Here is an 18244-nt window from a genome sequence, read left to right as displayed (position 1 = left end):
CATAAGGACCTGACTGACCCAGACCGAGTGCAGATATCGCCCTGGGCGCTTGATCTCCTGCTGCGTAACTGGCGTCTCGACGCGCGTCCACGCCCGGTCTGAGGGGCCACGAATTTTCCGGACAGGCACCCAATAGGGTTGTCCTGAACAAGGAAACGAGGGAGAAGTGGCGCCACCCAGTAAGTACTCGCCAGAATTCCGCGAGGAAGCCGTCCAGATCGCGTTGAGGTCAAGCAAGACGATCTCCGAAGTCGCCCGGGAACTTGAGCTGAACTCGGAGACGCTACGCGGCTGGGTGAAGAAGTACCAGAAGCAGCAGGAACCGGCCCCTGATGCGGAACTGACGGTGAACGAGCGGGCGCGCCTAAGGAACTCGAACGACGTAACCGCGAGCTGGAGATGAAAGTCACCTTCCTGAAAAAATCTGCAGCGTACTTCGCGAAGGATCCCCGGTAGTAAGCAAGTACGAGTTCATCGACGAGATGCGGCTCGACACCGAGAAGTACGCATACAGCGTCGAGTTCATGTGCGGCCGAATCGGCGTCTCCAGATCCGGCTACTACGACTGGCGATCCCGCCCGGAATCCGCGACAGCTCAGCGGCGCGAAGAACTGAAATTGCTCATCGAGAAAGCCTTCGACATGTCCGACAGCACCTACGGACACCGGCGCATCCAGGCCCGGCTGCACCGCTGGGGCGTCGCCGCGGGCGTGGAGCTCGTCCGCCGCCTCATGCGCGAACTGGGCCTGGTGCCCTGCCTGCCACGGCCGAAGAGGTTCAACCTCACCCAGGCTGCAGCCAGCCAGGTGCCGCACCTCGTCGGCCGCGACTTCACCGCGGATGCGCCCGGCGAGAAGCTCGTCGGTGACATTACCTATATCGCGACCGGGGAAGGCTGGCTGTACCTCGCAACGGCCATCGACTGCTGCACGGAGGAAGTCATCGGTTACGCGATGGACGACCACGACCAAACCCCACTGATATCCAGGGCGATCCGCAACGCGGCACGGAATAGGAACCTCTCGGCCGACGCGATATTTCACTCGGATCGCGGAAGTAACTACATGTCAGCCGAATTCGGCAGGACGCTGGACCGCTTCGGCCTCCGCAGATCTGCCGGCCGCACCGGAATCTGTTTCGACAACGCTATGGCCGAATCATTCTTCGGTGCCATGAAGAACGAGCGCGTATCAAGGGTGACTTACCTGACCCACGAGGCCGCCCGGCAGGACATCACTCGCTACATCGAATTCTGGTACAATCGCAAACGCCTCCACTCGGCGGTGGGTTACCGTCCTCCGCGCGAAGTCCACGCCGAGTACGAGAAGTTGCGAATCGCCGCGTGAAGTAAACGGTCAGAATCCTGTCCGGGAAACACGAGGCCCCTCACACGTAGGTGCGGGCGAGCGTGGAGACGTCGTCGTCGAGCTGGTCGAGGGTCATCTCCGGGAGTACGTGTGAGGCGGCGTCTCCGGCATGCTGGTTGAGGCTGCGGATCCAGATCACGGGCACCACATAGGTGAAGGCCGGAGAAGTAGTACAGGTACGCCGGGACGGTTCCGCAGGAGGGCGGTATTGCGGAACTCGGTAAAGTCGCCCCCCTGCAAGCCCTATTACTTCTGCTCCTCGGTTCCCTCAGCAGTAACGTCCTCGATACCGAGTTCCAGGCTCAGCTTCTCCTCAGGCGCGGCCGTGCGTCGATACTGCGGGTGGTCAAGGTCCATCTGCTTCGCGGCGTGCAGAGGGACAGGGAAACGGGAGCGGCCGTCCCAGAACTGACTCTGGTGGCAGAGCTTCGCCGTGGTGATGGCGAGGGCTTCCTCGGACACTCCAGCAGCGCAGGCGAGCGGATAGATTTCGCTGGCCGTCATGGAGTACCAGTTCTGCGGCATCTCTCCCTTACGGCGCTCCTCCTTCTTGTCGGAGAAGACGGATGCCTTGGCATCCCAACGCGTGTACTTCGAGCCCAGCCGGCCCGCCCCGTCCCCGTCGAAGGCTCGCGGAACGTTGCAGAGGATCCATGCAGGTGCGCCGAAGTCCGTGGTGACCTGGTAGAGCGTGGTCGCCGTGTCCTGCTCCACCGGCTCGCTGTCCTTGACCTTGACAAAACGGGTGGTGCTCACCGGCTGCGGTACTTCTTCGCTTTCGATGTTGATGCGGATGACGGCCTGCGGCCTGTCATCGCGGTCCAGCGTGGTGCCGGGGAGCCAGTAGCGGCTGTTGCCGTCACCTGGCGAGCCTCCCTGTCGCATGTTCTGCAGCCCGTCCCACATCCGTCGGGAGGCCAACTCGTCCACGGTGACCACGTACGGAGTGCCGTCGAGTTCGTCGGCAAGGTCAGCGAGGGCGCGTTCGACGGTCTCGGCCGCGTCGTCCCAGCGCTGCCGGTACGTCTTCTTGTCGCCCGTTCCCTCCGGGTAGGCGCTGGCGTGGAAGGCCGGCTGGGCGAAGTGGTAAGGCTGCCACTCGGGCCGGGTAGAGCTCCACCCGAGCATGGTCCAGGTGCCACCGGTGGCTTGCGGAGGCACGAGAGCGGACGCAGTGATGACGACCTTGGGCTGGCCGAACTCCCCCTTGCGCCGGTTCTGCTGCCGTACGTGGATGCCGACGTGTGCGATGCGGTCGACCGGGTAACCCGCTTTCTCCGGCCGTAGGGCATGCGCAATGCGGTCGTCGACGATGCCGAGTGACCGGTAGAGGTCGAGAAGGGCCATCTCTGCTGGGTGATCCTTGGCCTTGGGCTTGAAGACGACACCCTTCTCGTCTTGGCCGCGGAGGTACTGGCTGGGGACGCCGAGGTCTCCGAAGATGTTCCTGGTCTGCGGCTTGGCGTCGAGATCGTCCAAACTGATCCCCGCATACTCCTCAGCCACGGCCGACGTGGGAATCTCGGTCTCACACCATGCCGCGACAAGCACCCCGTTCTGGGAGCGGATCGGTGCACCGGTGGCTGCCAGTGCGTCCCTGCGTCCGCCGGAGGGGCCAGGCTTGAGGAAGTCGGGGGCGCGGTGGAACTCCGCGACGATCTGGTCGCCGTGCAGCCGGAGTTCCTGACCGTTCCCCCGATCGAGCCCTTCGGGGTTGAGGTCGAAGCTCTTGCAGAAGGTGTCAAGCATCCGGAGCCGGGTGTCGTCCTGGTACCAGAGGCAGACGATGCGCAGTTTCTTGAAGCCTGCGGCCTCGACTGAGGCGAAGATGGCTTCCGGCGTGGGGAAGAGGGTGCCGCGCTTGCGGATCGGACCCAGTGTCTTCGGCTCCGGATGTGCCTCGCGCTCAGCCTTGCGGCGGAGGTATTCCGTCTTCGAGATGTTCTCGGGGTCCGTCGGCCGGTGCGGCAGGCTCATCCGTACCTCACGTGCCTCCAGCGGCACGGCATCGGTGTCGAAGACCGTGGTGAAGTGCTGGTGCAGGAGCCGCAGGTGCTGCATGCCGGGACCGGTGCCGACGGGGAAGGAGAAATTCTTCGGCAGGATGGGCCACACCTGGCCGGGGGGCTCGCTGGGGAAGCGGGGCGGCTCCTTTCCCTCCGCTTTTGCCTTTGCCGCCTCGGCGAGCAGCTTCTGCTCCGCCTGCGACCGCTCATCGATAGCGCGCAGGACTGAGTAGTCCATCTCCAGGCGGCCAAGGGCCTGCAGCGCAAGGCGGTTGATCGTGCGAGCACCGCCGCGGCCGTTGAGGGTGACCTCAAGGAGCGGGTGGTTCTCGCCGGGCTGCTCAGCGAGGGCGGTGTTGGAGAAGACCAGGGAGGAGGAGATCCGGGTTACCCGTGATGTCAGCAGCAGTACGGGGTTCGCGACGTTGGGCAGCGTCTTCAGGTTGAGGGCCGTTCGGGAGAGGGCGTAGCGACCGCCCTGCTCGTTCGTCCAGGGGTCGTCGAAGGCGACCAGGCCGCCGGTGGTGTCGGGCCGCAGCTTGACGGTCCGGCTGTCGGAGATGGCCCAAGGCTCGGTGGCGAGCTGTTGGGAGAGCTGCCAGGCAACTGTGCGGTAAAGCCAGTTGGGGGCCGTGGGCTGAGTGTTCTTCGTGGTCTGGAGGTACGCGGCTAGCGAGTACGTGTGTTCGGGGGTGCCAGCGAACCGCTTGGCGAGCTCGGGAGGAGCGGTGAGGTCGATGGTGCTGACGTCCTGGCCCAGGGCGAGGTGATAGGCGAGGGTGAACACACGGCGGAGCAGCTTGTCGTCGAGGGGTTGGAGGGAGGCGAGGAACGGGGCGCGGCGGTCGGGTTCGAAGTAGACGTAGCCGCCACTGGTCATGTTGAGGACGGTGGTGGCGATGGAGTAGGGGGCCTGGGCCGCGTCGTTCCTGAACTTCTTCTTGCAGAGCCTGTCGAAGTCGTCCCAGAGCTTCCAGGTCGCCTCGTCGAAGTGGCGCACGTGGACTGCGGCGTCGCCGACCAGTTCCGGGGTGCAGCGGAAGGCGAGGGTGTTCAGGTACTTGCCGGGTTCACGGTCCTGCTGGGTCACGTGTCCTCTTCCGTCTCTGCTCGCTCAGTTGCCCTGGAGGCCGGTGTCGTGGGGTTCGATGCCGGCGTAGGAGAGGAAGGCGTTGAGTGCCTCCCCGTACAGGTCGTTCATGCGCTGCCGTACCTGCGGTGTCCATTGGGAGTGGATGCGCTTGAGGACGGTTTCCAGGTCGGCACTCCAGGTGTCCTCGTGGAAGGCGTAGTCGACCATGTGCAGAACGGCTTCGGTGCCGCCGCGGCGGGCGCGGCCAGCAAGCTGGATGAGGTCGACAATCATGCCAGCGACGATTTCCTCCTGGAGGGATTTGTGCATTGCCGTGAACTGGGGAGCGGTACGTAGTAGAAGCGCGAGACGGTCCCAGGCGGCGTCCCTGGCCTCAGCCAGGGCCTGCGAGGGTAGCGGGCTGCCGCCCGTCGACAGGGCTCGCAGTCCAGCGGCGTTGATGCTGCCGTACATCTCGGCGGGGTCGTTGAGCAGGGCGAGGGGGCGCACGCACAGGTAGACGGAGCGGACCGCTGAGCGGGTGCCCTTGACGATGTTGAGTCCTCGGGCGATCAGCGACAACGGCACGACCAGGATCTTCCCGTGCCGGGGGAAGTCCTCGAACTCCTCGGCGGTCAGCCGTACGGCCACGTTCTCCCGCGGTAGCTCGGGGTTGGGGCTGTGGAGGTCTTCGGCCCTGACCGCCAGGCAGAGCCCTCCGTCGTAGCGCCCGGCCCGGGCGATGCCGCGGGCGAGCCAGGCGCACTGCTCGTAGGAGTTGGCGACAACCAGGACGTGTGCCCGGTCCGGGTCCTTGACGGCGGTGCGTTCGAGCTCGCGGTGGATGTACTGGTCGTAGAGGTTGCTGCCCAGCTCGATGAGTGCGTCCTTCTTACGGCTGGGGTGGGTGCCCGAGACCTTGATGGGGTCACCGAAGAGAGGGTGGCCCTCGCCGTAGTCGATCCGGTGCTTACGGGCCCGGATGGACTTGGCCTGGGCGTCGGTCATCCACCAGCGCACCGGGGCGTGCAGGTGTTCACGTACCGCTTGGGGGAAGTATGCGGTCGCAGACAGCCCGATCACCGGCCGCTCGACGCCGGCCAGGATGAGCGAGACGATGCCGCCCAGTTCGGCGGTGAAGGTGTGCGGGTCGCCGGCGATGGTCTGGGCGACCAGGGCGGCGTTCTTCTCTTTATCGTCCAGACCGGTGACGCGGTAGCCAGTGATCGCTCGGCCCAGCATGCCGAGTGGCAGAACGGAGGCGACGGCGCCGGACTGCAGGTCATTCGAGATCCTCTGGGCCGAGCGCAGACCGGAGGAGCGGTAGTCGTGGGCCTTCTCCTGGAGAGCCGAGAGCGCCTCGTCCAGCTCGATCATTGCGGTTCTGGTGACCAGCAGGTTGATCGCCTGTGTCCGCTGGTGAGGGTCCTTGACGGCGTCCGCGAGGAGTCGGTGGAGTTCGAGCTTGACTGCATCCAGCAGGTGTTCGCCACGGGGCGCCACCAACGCGCCGAGCTCGCTCCTGACCTCGTGCCAGTCGGGTTCAAGCAGGCTCGGCTGCCCGCTGAGCGGGTCGAGGCGCTGGTAGCGGGCGGGCATGAGCGCGTTGAGCCGCTGGAAGTAGTCGACGGGGATGTCTGCCCTGTCCTCCGCTGCGGTTTCCGGCCACAGCAGCCGCAGGAGAGTGCGGTCTCGTCCGCGGGCTAGGTGCCAGCGAGTGCTGGTCTGGTCGGGGATGCGTGCCTGGGCGCGGTCGTCCTCGGTGGCGTGCAGGCTGAGAGCGTTCTTGCAGATGCTCAGCAGCAGGAACTCGGCCATGAGCCGGACATGGCTGACGGCAGGTAGCAAGCTGTGCTCGTCGTCGATACGCAGCCGCTTGGCGTCGGTGTCCATCTCCTGGGGCGCTGCCGACCAGTGTCGGCGTGAGTGCAAGACGATCTCACTGGCACACTTGTCCACGGCTCGGGACTGGAACTGGTCGACCTCGTCGATCGCCACCGCGTGGCAGGTCCGCAAGGCGAACTCGGCTGCGGTCATGCTGCGAACGGGTCGGCCGTCCAGGTTGATGCCGATCTTCAGGTGGCCTTGCATGAAGACGTAGTGGTTCATGATGACGACGTTGGCGGTGGCCGCCTCGTAGACGGGGGTGAACTTCCCGCAGGTGGGGATCCAGGGGCAGGCTGCCGACCCGACGCCCTGTCGGTGCAGCGACAGGCACGGTTCGCGTCCGGGCGGGTAGTCGCCGGTGGATTCGAGGAACGTCCTCTGGGCACATCCGTATGCCAGGGGATCGACGTCACGTTCGGCTCGTTCGCCCCACTCGCCCGGTGCGTCCACAGACTCGTTGATCAGCGAGGCGAGCTTGAGAGCGCGGTCGTGCATCCCGGAGGACGACATCAGGTGCGCGCACGTACGCTTCTGCTCGATGATCCCGGAACGGTGCAGGTGATCCAGGTCTTCGCGCACATTCCAGGTCATGGCCAGACATGCCTTGATATCAGGCAGGACGATGGCGATGCGCAGGTCGTTGGCAGCGAACCACGCAGCCATCACGCGGACCAGGACACTCTTGCCGGTACCGGTGGGTGCGTTGAAGATCTCCATGCCGCCGGCAGTCAGCGACAGAGCCTCCTCGGGGGACACCGTGTCCGAGGTCTTCAGGACCTTGAACAGCTGCCTGAGAGTGCTGTGCAGGTAGCGTTTGCCCTCCGGGAAGCGTAGGTCGATCTCTTCTGCCAAGCGCAGCAGTTCCGGCGTGGGGATACGCAAGTCGGCCTGGTACGGCACGGTCGAGACGCTGGGAAGACTGTCGTGGCCGAGCGCCTCGGTGAACTGGGGGTAGGTGGGGATCTGCAGCCGCCCGTGGACCTGGCCCACATTCTTGACGAAGATCTCCCGGGTAAGCCACGTCCCCGGTCCGGCGAACTCCGGAGGCTTGGGGCGGGCACTGGGGCGTCGGAACCGGCTGGTCATGCGGTCGACGTAGCCCAAAGGATCACCGCCGAGCCTGGGGAACGCGGAATCCGCCGTGAAGGGGTCAGTGCCCACGAGCTCGAAGGGGCCCATCACCGGGACGCTGCTGGTTCCGTCCACGGTGAGCGGCGACAACAGGGTGCGCGCCGCTACCGAGAATGTGCGGACGTCGGCGAGTTCGCCGGGGGCGATGGAGCAGACCATGGCGATGCGCTGCCTCTCGTCGTGAGGCAGTTCCTTCCACCGGTCCCAAGCCCGGTATTTCCCCGAGACCAGGGATGCCGCCTCGGCGAACGGGGCCGCAGTGCGGGAGTCTCCGTCGACAGACTTGGGAAAGTAGTGGGCCGCGAGGGCCAGCGCCGTGTAGACAGCGGTCTCCGCGATCGGCACATCACTCATGTCCAGCTCACTCCAGCCTTCTCGCAGACCATCTCGCCGAATTCGGAGGCCGCCGCCACCCGCATGCTGTACTTTTCGCACACCCCCGACAGCAGCGGGACCTGGCGGGCCCGGTAGTCGGGCACCACCAGCCACTCGGCACCGCCGCGGTCGCCGTCCTGGGCATGGATCAGCTTGGCCAGCGTCGCCGCTGAGGTGTAGTCCTTCACGTCAACCTTGAACGGCACCTTCTTGGCCCGCTTGGGCCCGGCCTCGACCAGCAGATCGTAGGCATCAAGTCCTGGCCACAGCTTCGCTTTGAGGCCGCGATCAACCAGCCGGTCGTACAGCGAGAGTTCAGGAAGCCCGGGAACGGTCGTGTACCGCCAAATCCCCCGGCTGACGGCCTTGTGCCCGGCGACGGGCACAGCCAGCGGGATGTCCCCAAGGTCCGGATACAGGACTGCCTCACGGCCACTCGGCCGCGCCGGCGACGGTTCAGGAAGCAACTCGGGGGCACTGGTATTCGTGGTCGGCCGAAACAGGTAGGAGGCCCCCATGTCCGCGTGCGGAGCGTGCCAGCAACGGACTGCTCCTACCAGGGCGCCGCTGTTCTTCCGTAGGACGATCCGCATCGGCCACCGGCATACCGGGCACGGGAACCACCAACCCTCGAACTGTGAGTTGTAGGGAATCTCCCGGTAGAAGTCCGCGACCAACGGGGGCAGCCGTAGTTCGCAGAGGTCGTCCACGGCACCGGAAGGAGAACGAATCAGGTCCGACCGCCCGGCTTCATAGACGGCCTGGTCACCCTGCTTGTACAGCAGCGTGAACGCGGTCTCCTGGTCGATCTCCGACTGTAGCTCCCTGTCGCTCACCACTCCCGCGGTCGTGTCGAGCTTCCGCAGCGTGTGCAGCAGCATCTGCTGCTCAAGATCGAGATCGAAGGCGTCCTCCGTCACCTGTCCATCCCGGTCGACGACCAGCATCCCTTCCAAGTCCAGCGGATCCACACCGTCGGGCAGCAGGGCAGCCAAATTCCCCGCGAGCGCGTGGCGGAACTCCCCGAACGACAGAGGAATCCCCGGGCCGCGCGCCGCATGCAGCGTTCCGTGGCACTCCATCAGGGTTGCTAGCCGCTGTTGCGGCTCAAGTCCGGGCTCAGTCACAGCCTTTGCCGCGCGCAGGGCGGCCCGGGTTACCAGGTAGCGAACCCGGACATCGCCAAGTTCTTGCGTGCTGTTCTCCGTTGAACTCGTCACAGTCATGGAGCGTAAGTGGCGCCTCTGACAATCGGGCCACCCAATGAGAAAAGACGCGAACTACGGCGTGTTACCCGTGATTGCTTCGAGTTCTGTGGTATTGACTCTGGGATAGAGATCTCGGTAGACGTGCAGGTACTCCGCTACATGGCGTAGGCCGAGCTGGGTCAGCCGCCAGCGGTACTCCGAGACATGTGTCCCTCCCGGTGCCATGACCGGGACGGAGTCCACGAAGCCACGGCTCGGCTGTGCTCCGGACCTGCCCCGGTAGCCCACTCCAATGAAGAACAGTGAGCGGCCGGCTAGTTGGTCGTCCGCCAGGCCAGCAGGCTCTGCGGAAGCAACACGGGCAACGACGCCCCATAGCCACTCCGAAAGCAGGTGGGGCGCAGGATCCGGCTCGCGCGGTTCACCAAGCCCAGCACGAGCGGCTGCCCGGCCGCGCCTGGTGATCTCCACCAGCACGCGTCCAACCTCCCCAACAGCCGGGTGGTCAACGGAATCCTCACTGACCACCAACAGCCCCCGCCGCTCTAGAGCGTGCACCGTCGAACCCACACCGGGATCGTGAACGCCACGCTGGCGAAGCCGCTCCTGCAACCGGGTGTATCCGGCAACGGACGGTGCGGCCCTCAGGGCCAGGGGCAATCGGCGCCACTCAGCGGCCTTGGGCACGGGCAGCCGCTGAAGCCGCCGCATCCACATCTCGGTCGCGGTCATCCGGTCGTCCCGCATGACCTCTCCTAGGTAGACCTGCTGACGCTCGTTCAACGCATCCCATGTTGCCAGCGCCGCCCTCGAAGGTGCCTGCTTGGCTTTGTCCGACAACACAGGAGCAGGATCTTCCGGCCTGGTTCGCAGCCATGCGTCAAGGACCATGCGCACCGGAACGCCGTACGCCCTGGCCAGGGGGCCGATTAGGCGCCCCGTCGCCTCGGGGTCCTGCCAGAGTCGCCCAGTGACCTGCCCCCCGCTCTCCAGCGCGGAGACCTTCGGCGCGGACACGCTCAGCTCCCTCCCCGCTGGCGTGGTCTTGAGCAGTTCGGCGACGCGCTCCAAGGTCAGCCCTGCGGCGTACCTGAGATCGACCAGCGTCTCCTGACCGCGCGGGCCACCGGTGAGCTCCTCTACTTTGCATCTGAGCGCGGTCGCCAACTGCTCCAGGCGCCGTGAGGTGGGGGTGTGACGACCCTCCTCGTAGAAGAAGATCATTCGAGTTGAAACGCCAGCTTGGGCGGCTAGGGCGGCGCGGGAGAGTCCCAGCTCGACGCGTCGAGCCACCAGACGTACCGGATCGACTGTGCGCAACGGCGATGGCATGCCTTCCATGGAAGTCGCATGAAGACTTCATTGCAATGGCACCGTTCCAACCAGAATGATGACGTCCACCAGCGGCTTCGGAAATGTGTATCGCACTACCTACGCAACCGGCAGACAGACGACTGCCATATTCACGACAACTACCGACCTCGACCGCCGTTCCAAGCAGCCGTAGGCGTCGCGCGTCGCCCGTTGTTCGTCGCCTTGCACCCCGGCTCGCCCGTGACCGCAGCAGCCGTGGCCATGGCCTCGGTCGGCTTTGAGCGCGAGCCTCGTCCAACAAGAGCGCTTGGTGTCCCTTAGTCCGCACGGCCCCACCGGCTACGTCCTCGGCCTGCAGTTCTCCGGCACAATGACGTTGCAGGGCGTGAGCGCGGTCATCCTGACCGTCGGATCCGCCTCGTCCACGGCCCGAACTCGATACGATCTGCCCGCCGGAGCATCATCGCCTGAACAGCACTTCCCGATCCGATCGGGCCGAGTGCGCTCGGCAAGTCCGGCAGGGCGGCCAGAGGGCCCCTACCGTCGCCGGGTACCGCGCTGCTGGATCGGCCGGGAGGCCAACGCCGGGAGGGTTCAACCAGGGTGCGGGAGGGCTGCAGTTTGGTTTTGCTTGCGGCTCTGTTTGGGTTGCAGTTCCCGCGCTACGCCCCCTTGGGATCTACGGGCAGGCTTCGGTCCGGCAAGCATTACACGCCATCGCTGCGTTGCGACCGTAGCGGCGCATCAGCTGGGAGCACTGGAGACACGGACCAACCTCCCACGGCGGGCAACCGAGGGCCGCCGCTGCCGCGGTCCGCTCCACCGCAGTGATCCAGGTGCTGCGGCGCTGGCGCTGAGCGGGCATGCGGGCGAGGGTGAACCCGCCCGTGGGCTGTCCCAGGTCCCTGACTGGTCGGACGTCGCTCTTGAACCAGCCTTCTTCTCCTGCACGGCAGGTCCAGTCGACCTCCTGCTCGGAGAAGGTAATCTCGTCACCTGCCTCAGGCTCCTGTGCCTTGGGTAAGGGATCCCACTGGCCGGTCAGCTCCCGCCAGGTCCCGCAGTCGGCGCGGGGAACCCACATGTGGCGACCCACCCGGCCACCACCCCGGCTCGGCACGAAGACCGGCACGCTGTCCCCGGTCGCACTGGTGAGAATGAGGTCCTCGATCCGGACGGAAGGCTTGGGCGGATCGCAGAGCGCGGGAAGAAACCACTCGGCGTGAATCGCGCCGCAATGGCCTGCCCCCTCGGTGTCGGGGCAGTGCAACGCGCTACTCGACAGGCAGCGCCAGACCTGAAGGTGCCGGTAGCCACCACGGATGATCATCTCGCTACCGTCGGCGATCTTTTTCCAGGACATGTCGTCGACCCTGGCCCAAGGCGCCCGGTCGATGAGGGCCGCCCGGTCGTCCTTCGCGACCCACAGCGGCGTGATGTCGTGCTCCATCGCGATGACCGATCGCCGGTGGACGCTGCTGGGACTGAGTGGGGAGTACTGAATCTCCCAACCGATCCGGACACCGGCGGGCCCCGTGACCATCGCGTCAGTGACGCCACGCCGACTGGGTAACCCCACCTCGGCGTCGGCGGACAGTCCGAACTGAACGGCAGCTTGGACGATCCGCTCCTTGGTGGCCTTGTGCTGGTCACTTTCCGCCGGTGTCGGCTTGTGTGTGATCGGCAGGTGGGCGGCGACCAAGGGGTAACGCCCCCCGACACGAGCGCGCCGGATGAACATCCACGGCGATTTGCCACCGGTCTCGGATGCACACGGCTTCCCTGCTCTGTGCGCGAGGCACTCCAGCAGTTGCGGGTTCCGCTCGGAGACGCTCGTCATGATCTCTTCGAGCAATCCGGGGTAGCCGTCGGCCCCTAGATCGGGCCGCGTCAGGTTGATCTCAATGTCGTACTGGGTGTGCCACACGCCATTGGCCATCAACCCACGATAGGAGCGACCGCTCACACGCAACAGAGTGCGCCTGGGCCCGAACTACCTTTGCCGACGCTGGGTTGAGCGAGGCCAGCCAGCAGAATCCGGCCGGGCAGTTGCCAGCCGAGGGTGCCACAAATCGCACTGCCGTTTGGCGCCCTTGGGCCCATGTCTCTCGAACGAGTGGAGATACCTGGCCCCGTTTCTCAGCGGGCCGCTAGGAAGACAGGACTGCCAGCGTCGGCCTGGAGCCGGCGCTGGGATTGCCGCCGCTGACCGAGGAGAAGAACGATCAAGCCCTTCATAGCCCCGGAAGAATCCACGACGGTGCCACGAGGAACGCGCATATCTCGCGCCGATATCGACCTCGACGCGCTCCCTCCACATACCCTCGTCGTCAAGGACGGCCAGGTGACTCCGATAGGGAAAGTGGTCATCGCGAAGGTGGCCAGCGACCTGACAGCCGTCTGCCAGGGGGCTGACAACCCGCAGGCCGCGATCCAGCTGGTCCTACAGCTCATCCCCAAGCACATGGCAGAGATCGTCCGCGAACGCAGCCACGTCGAACCCAGCCCGCTGCGCGGCGCCCTGAACAGCGTCGTTGGGTCCGAGTGTCTGGAGCGACGCCCGGGCCGCGATGCACTGACCGGTGACCGGGCGGACGGCCAGCCGGACACCGACGACACCTGGTACGACCGTCTGCCGTGCACCCACCAGCACGGCCACAGCGACCACCACCGTGACGCCTATAAGCGGACCTGGCAACGAGCGGAGATTCTGCGATGACGATCCTGACCCGCGAACGCCTTTCCGGTACCTCGGTCCACATCTACCGAGGAGACACCGGGCAAGCGAAGCCCTTTCTGCTGCGTCGTGACGGGGACCGCTTCATCACCACCTACGACCCCAAGCGCGCCGACGTAGGTACGGCAGCCGTGCTCACTCGTGCGCTTCTCTCCTCCGAGGGCGTCTCTGTCTCAGAGGTGATCCTCGAAGGCCACGACGTCGCTCTGACAGACCTCTACCACGCTGCCTCGAAGCTGCTCCTGAACGTGGAGATCACCCGTGGGAAGCGGATCACGAAGCCCGTCGTGAAGATGGTCAACCAGGACCCCATGCAGGCGACGTATTTCATCCCCAAGAAATGGGATCTGCTCGACGCACTCAGCAGGCTGCCCAGCGCCTTCGCCGATGCCCGGCCCAAGGCGGCCCGTCACCTGAAGCTGATCGAGCAGGCCAAGAAGGACTCCGACGGCAAGATCGACCATGCCCTCGACGTGATGGCCAGACTTATTCTGGAGACTGACGACCCGGACAGCGTCTACGACGAAATGCTGCGCGTGTTCGACGGGAGCTGCATCGAAGAACCGACAGCTGACGCCCCCTCCTCAGCAGCCTGAGCCTGTCGAGCAGCAAATTGAGGCGGGCAGCGACAGTGCCGCAAGAGGCGGCTCCGTGGTTGCAGTTTTGGTTGCGTTCACCGGCGTACGGCACCGTTCAGAAGCCCTGCCCGCCTCTGCTGCTCCGCAGGTCGGGACGCCCGCGCACCCATCCGAACCCCCGTACGAACATTTGGAAAGCGTGTTGGGGGCAACTCCTCAGGGGTTCGAATCCCCTGTCCTCCGCCCAGCCTCACCGGGCTGTCACGTAGGGCCCCACCGCTCCGGCGGCGGGGCCCTACGTCGTGTCCGGTCTCAGTTGCGCGGAGCCGACGCCGGGGGCCGCTACGGACAGGCTTCGGCCGCTTCCGACGCGAGTCGGGTCACTGGGCGACAAGAACTCCTGAGGCATGGTCTTCGAGGTGCTGGGGGCAACGCGGCGCCGAGGTGGTGGCCTACGAATCGAACACTTGGCGACCTCCTCTTCCAGTGCGCCGCAAATCACAGGCCACGGCACCAAGACATTCGCGCTTTCCGCCCACTGCTGGTGAAACGCTCGGACGATGGCGCTGGCCCCCAGCCGTACGAGGTCGGGCGGGATGGCCGCGATCACTCGCCGCAAGACGCCGCCGGCACCCCTCGCCGAAGGGGTGATGCCGCTCCCGAGGATCAAGGTCGCCGTCCGGACAGCGTCGAGGACGGAGGCAGGAACAGCGTTGGCGAACGGGCCGTACACGAGCTCGCTCCAGTCGAGACGGGTCCGCGCCCAGGCGAGGCGTTCAAGCCCGGTGCCGAGGTCCACGGCCATGCGGTCGGGGTGCTGCGTGTTCCAGAGCAGAACGAGGTCGCCGATGGTGAGGTCCAGGTGCTTGAACATCAGGGTCACTCCCGCAACCTGCCTGCGCTGCCACACCTCCACACACCCGTGGAACTCCATGTGCCGTGCGTGGAAACCGAGTTGCGAGACGACGAACAGCCAGTCGTCCAGTGCCTCGGCGTACTCGTCGATGCTGGCGATGGGCTGGACCCGCGAGACGTTGACGAAGGCGGTGAGGAAGCCATCGAGCAGATCTCCGTGTTCGTTGACGGGAGCCCACACGTGACCGGTGAGGCGTGAGCAATCCACCCCCTGACCTTCGACCGTCAGTCGAGCGGATGGGAAAGCCCGAGCTCGCCCGCCTCTGCAGGCGCGGGGGAAGGAAATGGGCATCCCGCTGGCGACCAACCGCACCACCATGTGGAAGTGGGAACAGGGCCAGGAGCCTGACGCCGACGCTCAGCGCGTCCTCGCTGACCTGTTGTGCGTTCCATACGAACTGGTCCGGGCAGAAGAGTGGCCGCGGTGGCTCCCCGTTTGGGAAGTCACCGGGCTCACCGCCCCCTGGACCGAGGCTGGCACCGTCGAGGCACTGGCTGACCTGGTGGGGAGTGGCCGCATGGACCGTCGGGGCTTTCTCACCATCACCGGCGCCGCCCTGACCGGGCTCGCGGCAAGCTGGGCCGACGCACCCGCCGCCTTCGCCGCCGCCCTCAACGGCGACCGCGTGACCGACACCATGGTCACGACGATCGAGCAGCGCATCAGCACGCTCCGCACGCTCGACGACCAACTCGGGGGCGCCCGACTCCTGGAGCAGGCACACGGTGATCTCGCCCTGATCACCGGCCTCTTGAGCACCGGCCGCTACACGGACACGATCCGCATCCGCCTGTACGCCCTCGCGGCCCGGGTGTCGCATCTGACCGGCTGGATGGCCTACGACGCGGGACTGCGTTCCGCCGGACAGCGGTACTACGTCGGGGCCATGCGCAGCGCCCGCACCGCCGGCGACGACGCCTTCGGGGCCTTCGTCGTGGCGGAGATGGGCGTCCAGGTGTCCGAAGCAGGACAGACCGCCGAGCGAGTCGACCTCATCTCGACCGCCATCGACAACGCCCCTCGAACACTGTCGCCCTACACCGAGTCGTTCCTCTACCTGCACAAAGCGGAAGCGCTGTCCCGCGACGGCGACCACCAGAGGGCCGGTACCGCGCTCAACCGTGCCGCCTTCCACTGGGAACGGCACACGGTCGAGGAGAATCCGGACTGGCTCGACTGGTTCGGCGAAGCACAACTGAAGTCGACCGAAGGCAAAGTCCTCCTGCGAGCGGGCCAGCCGGAGCGCGCGACGAGCTCACTGGAGACCTCCGTCACGAAGGCCACGCCCCGGGACAAGGCCGTCCGCTCCGCCCGCCTCGCCGAAGCCCGCCTCGCTGGCAACGACCTGGACGGAGCGCTCGACGCCGCCAACTACGGCGCCGAGCTCCTCGAAGACAAGGTCAGCTCCGCGCGGGCCATCGGCCGCCTGAAGGAGTTCTCCGAACAACTCCAGCCACACAGGACCGTTCCAGGGGTCCGTGAATTCCGCGAGCGCCTTCATACGCTGCCCGAGACGGCCTGATCGGCACGGGGTGGCTGGCCGCGAAGAGCTCTCTTGGAGAGGTCAGCCGGAGTGCCAGGATGGCGGCATGACGACGATCAACGGTGAGGTCGCGTACAGGTTCGAGCCAGTACGCGACGCGTTCGCGGCCAACTTCGATCAGCACGGGGACATCGGGGCAGCGGTGTGCGTCTACCACCACGGCCAGCCGGTGGTGGACCTGTGGGGTGGAATAGCCGACCCCGACACCGGTCGTCCATGGGAGCGCGACACCCTGCAGCTCGTCTACTCAGCGACCAAGGGGGCGACCGCCACCGCCGCACATCTGCTGGTCCAGCGAGGCGAACTCGACCTGGACACCCCGGTGGCCAAGTACTGGCCGGAGTTCGCCGCGAACGGCAAGGCGGACATCCCGGTGCGATGGCTGTTGTCCCACCAGGCCGGCATCGTGGCGCTGGACCAACCGGTACCACTGGCCGAAGCCCTGGCCTGGCAGCCGATGGCCGACGCACTGGCCGCGCAGCGCCCCCAGTGGACTCCGGGCACCGCCCACGGATATCACGGCCGGACCTGGGGCTGGCTGGTCGGCGAGGTCATCCGCCGGGTATCCGGCCGTACACCGGGCCGCTTCTTCGCCGACGAGATCGCCACCCGCCTGGGCCTGGACTTCTTCATCGGGTTGCCGGAGAGCGAACGCGACCGAGTCAGCCGCATGTCGTACCGGCAACCCGAGGTCGACCTCACCACCGTGCCCGAGGACGAGATTCCCGAAGAGCTCCGCGACCAGGTCGCGGCCTGGCGTGATCCGAACTCCTTCAGCAACAAGGCGTTCCAAGTCACCGACCCCGCCAACATCGACTTCAACTCACCCGAGGTCCAGGCCGCGGAACTCCCGGCCTCCAACGGCATCGGCACCGCACACAGCCTCGCCCGCATGTACGCCGCACTCATCAACGAGGTGGACGGTGCACGCCTGCTCACGCCAGGCACCCTCGCGTCGGCGACCAAGGAGCAGGCCGCCGGTCCGGACCAGGTGGTGGTGGCGCCGAGCCGCTTCAGCTCCGGATACATGCTGCCCACCAAGGGCAACCCGATGATCGGCCCGAACTCCTTCGGCCACACCGGCCGAGGCGGCTCCCTCGGCTTCGCCGACCCCGAGCACGGCATCGCCTTCGGCTACGCGATGAACCACATCATCGGGGGCCCTGACGACGTGCGTGCGACGGCACTGGTTGATGCAGTGCGAAGCTCCCTGCCGTGACGGCCGAAAACAGCACTGCCGTGGTGCTCGTTCATGGCTTGCCCATGCCTGCGCCCCAATGAATTTTCAGCAGCACAGCCCGCCGCCCACGCACCCGCACGTCCGCGACCTGCACGTTGCACGACGCGACCGCCTATCTACAGCCGTTCCGCAGCTTGCGGCGAGAACGCTGCCACGCACAGGGTGGGACGGCACCCTCTCCCCTTGAGGGGGTTAGCGCACCGTGGTGGGCCCGTCCCAGCGGGAGGGATCGACCTCCCTGCCCTCAAGGAACTTCTGCATTGGCGGGGAGACCGGGGTCTCGATCCAGAAGACGGTGCCGTGTCGGCGCTCCAGGGCGTCCCAGACTCGATTCATCAGTCCGGTCCCGCGTTCGAATGGGTGCAGCCATACCCACCGCAGGCAGTTCTCCCGCCGGTCGAATCCAGCGGCTCCGCAGGCAACCGGCGACAGCATCATCACCTTGCGGGATTTGATGAGCAGCACCTCGTCGCCGTCGGCGAAGTGGTCTGCGGTGAAAGGGATGAAGTCGAAGCGCAACTCGCGCTTGAAGTAGCCGGCGAACTGCTCGGCAACCTTCCGCAGCGCCGGATCCTCCGTGCCGACGATCAGGCACTCGTCGATCACGGCCTCCTCCGGCACCGCGGGAAGCGGCGCCATCTCGATCAGGTTCCGCTCCCGAAATCCGCCCTCGCACGCCCAGTACGTCGCGAGTTCACGATGGCGCTCGGCAAGTTCGTCAGGATCCATGCCGTTCACACTAACGCTGAGCGGCCTTCCGATAACTCTCGTCGTAAGTGTCCCGCCTCGATGCGATCCGGCTGCGGCCGACCACGCTCCACTCCACAGCCCAGGAAGCCGCCCGCTGCAAGAGCCGAGAGCCGATGGCAC

The 18244-nt window shown here is 66.1% G+C and carries 10 protein-coding genes and 2 pseudogenes; 5 read left to right on the top strand and 7 right to left on the bottom strand.

Annotated features, from left to right (window positions below):
* The first annotated feature begins 166 nt into the window (after window positions 1–166).
* A pseudogene (locus LHJ74_RS07850) lies at window positions 167–1346 on the top strand (IS3 family transposase).
* A 267-nt stretch (window positions 1347–1613) separates the two neighbouring features.
* Here LHJ74_RS07850 and LHJ74_RS07845 read toward each other — a convergent pair.
* The 5 genes from LHJ74_RS07845 to LHJ74_RS07825 form a co-directional block, all read right to left on the bottom strand.
* Window positions 1614–4463: an RNaseH domain-containing protein gene (locus LHJ74_RS07845; RefSeq protein WP_260216836.1), complete on the bottom strand. Its 2850-nt coding sequence runs from the start codon at window positions 4461–4463 to the stop codon at window positions 1614–1616.
* Between the two features lie 24 nt (window positions 4464–4487).
* Window positions 4488–7817: a hypothetical protein gene (locus LHJ74_RS07840; RefSeq protein ID WP_260216832.1), complete on the bottom strand. Its 3330-nt coding sequence runs from the start codon at window positions 7815–7817 to the stop codon at window positions 4488–4490.
* Window positions 7814–9064, bottom strand: coding sequence for a restriction endonuclease-related protein (locus LHJ74_RS07835; RefSeq protein WP_260216831.1), 1251 nt, complete (start codon window positions 9062–9064; stop codon window positions 7814–7816). The genes LHJ74_RS07840 and LHJ74_RS07835 overlap by 4 nt, the downstream gene beginning before the upstream one ends.
* A gap of 54 nt (window positions 9065–9118) precedes the next feature.
* Entirely contained in the window at window positions 9119–10378 is a 1260-nt protein-coding gene (locus LHJ74_RS07830) for a helix-turn-helix domain-containing protein (protein WP_260216829.1), read from the bottom strand.
* A gap of 661 nt (window positions 10379–11039) precedes the next feature.
* Window positions 11040–12299, bottom strand: a complete 1260-nt coding sequence (locus LHJ74_RS07825) for a competence protein CoiA family protein (protein ID WP_260216827.1) — start codon at window positions 12297–12299, stop codon at window positions 11040–11042.
* Window positions 12300–12704: 405 nt separating this feature from the next.
* Between LHJ74_RS07825 and LHJ74_RS07820 the strand changes: the two genes are divergently transcribed.
* Together LHJ74_RS07820 and LHJ74_RS07815 are read left to right on the top strand one after the other, a co-directional pair.
* Window positions 12705–13079 carry a hypothetical protein gene (locus tag LHJ74_RS07820; RefSeq protein ID WP_260216825.1) on the top strand — a complete coding sequence of 125 codons (375 nt, stop codon included), beginning with the start codon at window positions 12705–12707 and terminating at the stop codon, window positions 13077–13079.
* Complete coding sequence (locus LHJ74_RS07815) at window positions 13076–13693, top strand: hypothetical protein (protein WP_260216824.1); 618 nt, start codon at window positions 13076–13078, stop codon at window positions 13691–13693. Before LHJ74_RS07820 ends, LHJ74_RS07815 begins: the two co-directional genes overlap by 4 nt.
* Window positions 13694–13970: 277 nt before the next feature.
* Here the strand turns inward: LHJ74_RS07815 and LHJ74_RS07810 are convergent, their stop codons facing one another.
* Window positions 13971–14798, bottom strand: a complete 828-nt coding sequence (locus tag LHJ74_RS07810) for a hypothetical protein (RefSeq protein ID WP_260216823.1) — start codon at window positions 14796–14798, stop codon at window positions 13971–13973.
* On the opposite strand from LHJ74_RS07810, the pseudogene LHJ74_RS07805 reads away from it, so the two are divergent.
* Window positions 14793–16113, top strand: a pseudogene (locus tag LHJ74_RS07805) (tetratricopeptide repeat protein). The gene LHJ74_RS07810 and the pseudogene LHJ74_RS07805 sit on opposite strands and share 6 nt — an antisense overlap.
* Before the next feature lie 67 nt (window positions 16114–16180).
* Window positions 16181–17353 carry a serine hydrolase domain-containing protein gene (locus LHJ74_RS07800; RefSeq protein WP_260216821.1) on the top strand — a complete coding sequence of 391 codons (1173 nt, stop codon included), beginning with the start codon at window positions 16181–16183 and terminating at the stop codon, window positions 17351–17353.
* A 213-nt stretch (window positions 17354–17566) separates the two neighbouring features.
* Here LHJ74_RS07800 and LHJ74_RS07795 read toward each other — a convergent pair whose 3' ends face one another.
* Window positions 17567–18103 carry a hypothetical protein gene (locus LHJ74_RS07795; protein WP_260216820.1) on the bottom strand — a complete coding sequence of 179 codons (537 nt, stop codon included), beginning with the start codon at window positions 18101–18103 and terminating at the stop codon, window positions 17567–17569.
* Between the last annotated feature and the right edge of the window lie 141 nt (window positions 18104–18244).

This window comes from Streptomyces gossypii (assembly GCF_025165795.1).
In the GTDB taxonomy this organism is placed as follows: Bacteria; Actinomycetota; Actinomycetes; order Streptomycetales; family Streptomycetaceae; genus Streptomyces; species Streptomyces gossypii.
Note: the sequence above shows the minus strand (reverse complement) of the source record. Positions and strands in the feature narration are given on the sequence as shown.

Coding starts and splice junctions, on each gene's coding strand:
- LHJ74_RS07840 (WP_260216832.1), bottom strand. CDS start 7,817: ATGAGTGATGTGCCGATCGCGGAGACCGCTGTCTACACGGCGCTGGCC.
- LHJ74_RS07835 (WP_260216831.1), bottom strand. CDS start 9,064: ATGACTGTGACGAGTTCAACGGAGAACAGCACGCAAGAACTTGGCGAT.
- LHJ74_RS07830 (WP_260216829.1), bottom strand. CDS start 10,378: ATGCCATCGCCGTTGCGCACAGTCGATCCGGTACGTCTGGTGGCTCGA.
- LHJ74_RS07825 (WP_260216827.1), bottom strand. CDS start 12,299: ATGGCCAATGGCGTGTGGCACACCCAGTACGACATTGAGATCAACCTG.
- LHJ74_RS07815 (WP_260216824.1), top strand. CDS start 13,076: ATGACGATCCTGACCCGCGAACGCCTTTCCGGTACCTCGGTCCACATC.
- LHJ74_RS07800 (WP_260216821.1), top strand. CDS start 16,181: ATGACGACGATCAACGGTGAGGTCGCGTACAGGTTCGAGCCAGTACGC.
- LHJ74_RS07795 (WP_260216820.1), bottom strand. CDS start 18,103: ATGGATCCTGACGAACTTGCCGAGCGCCATCGTGAACTCGCGACGTAC.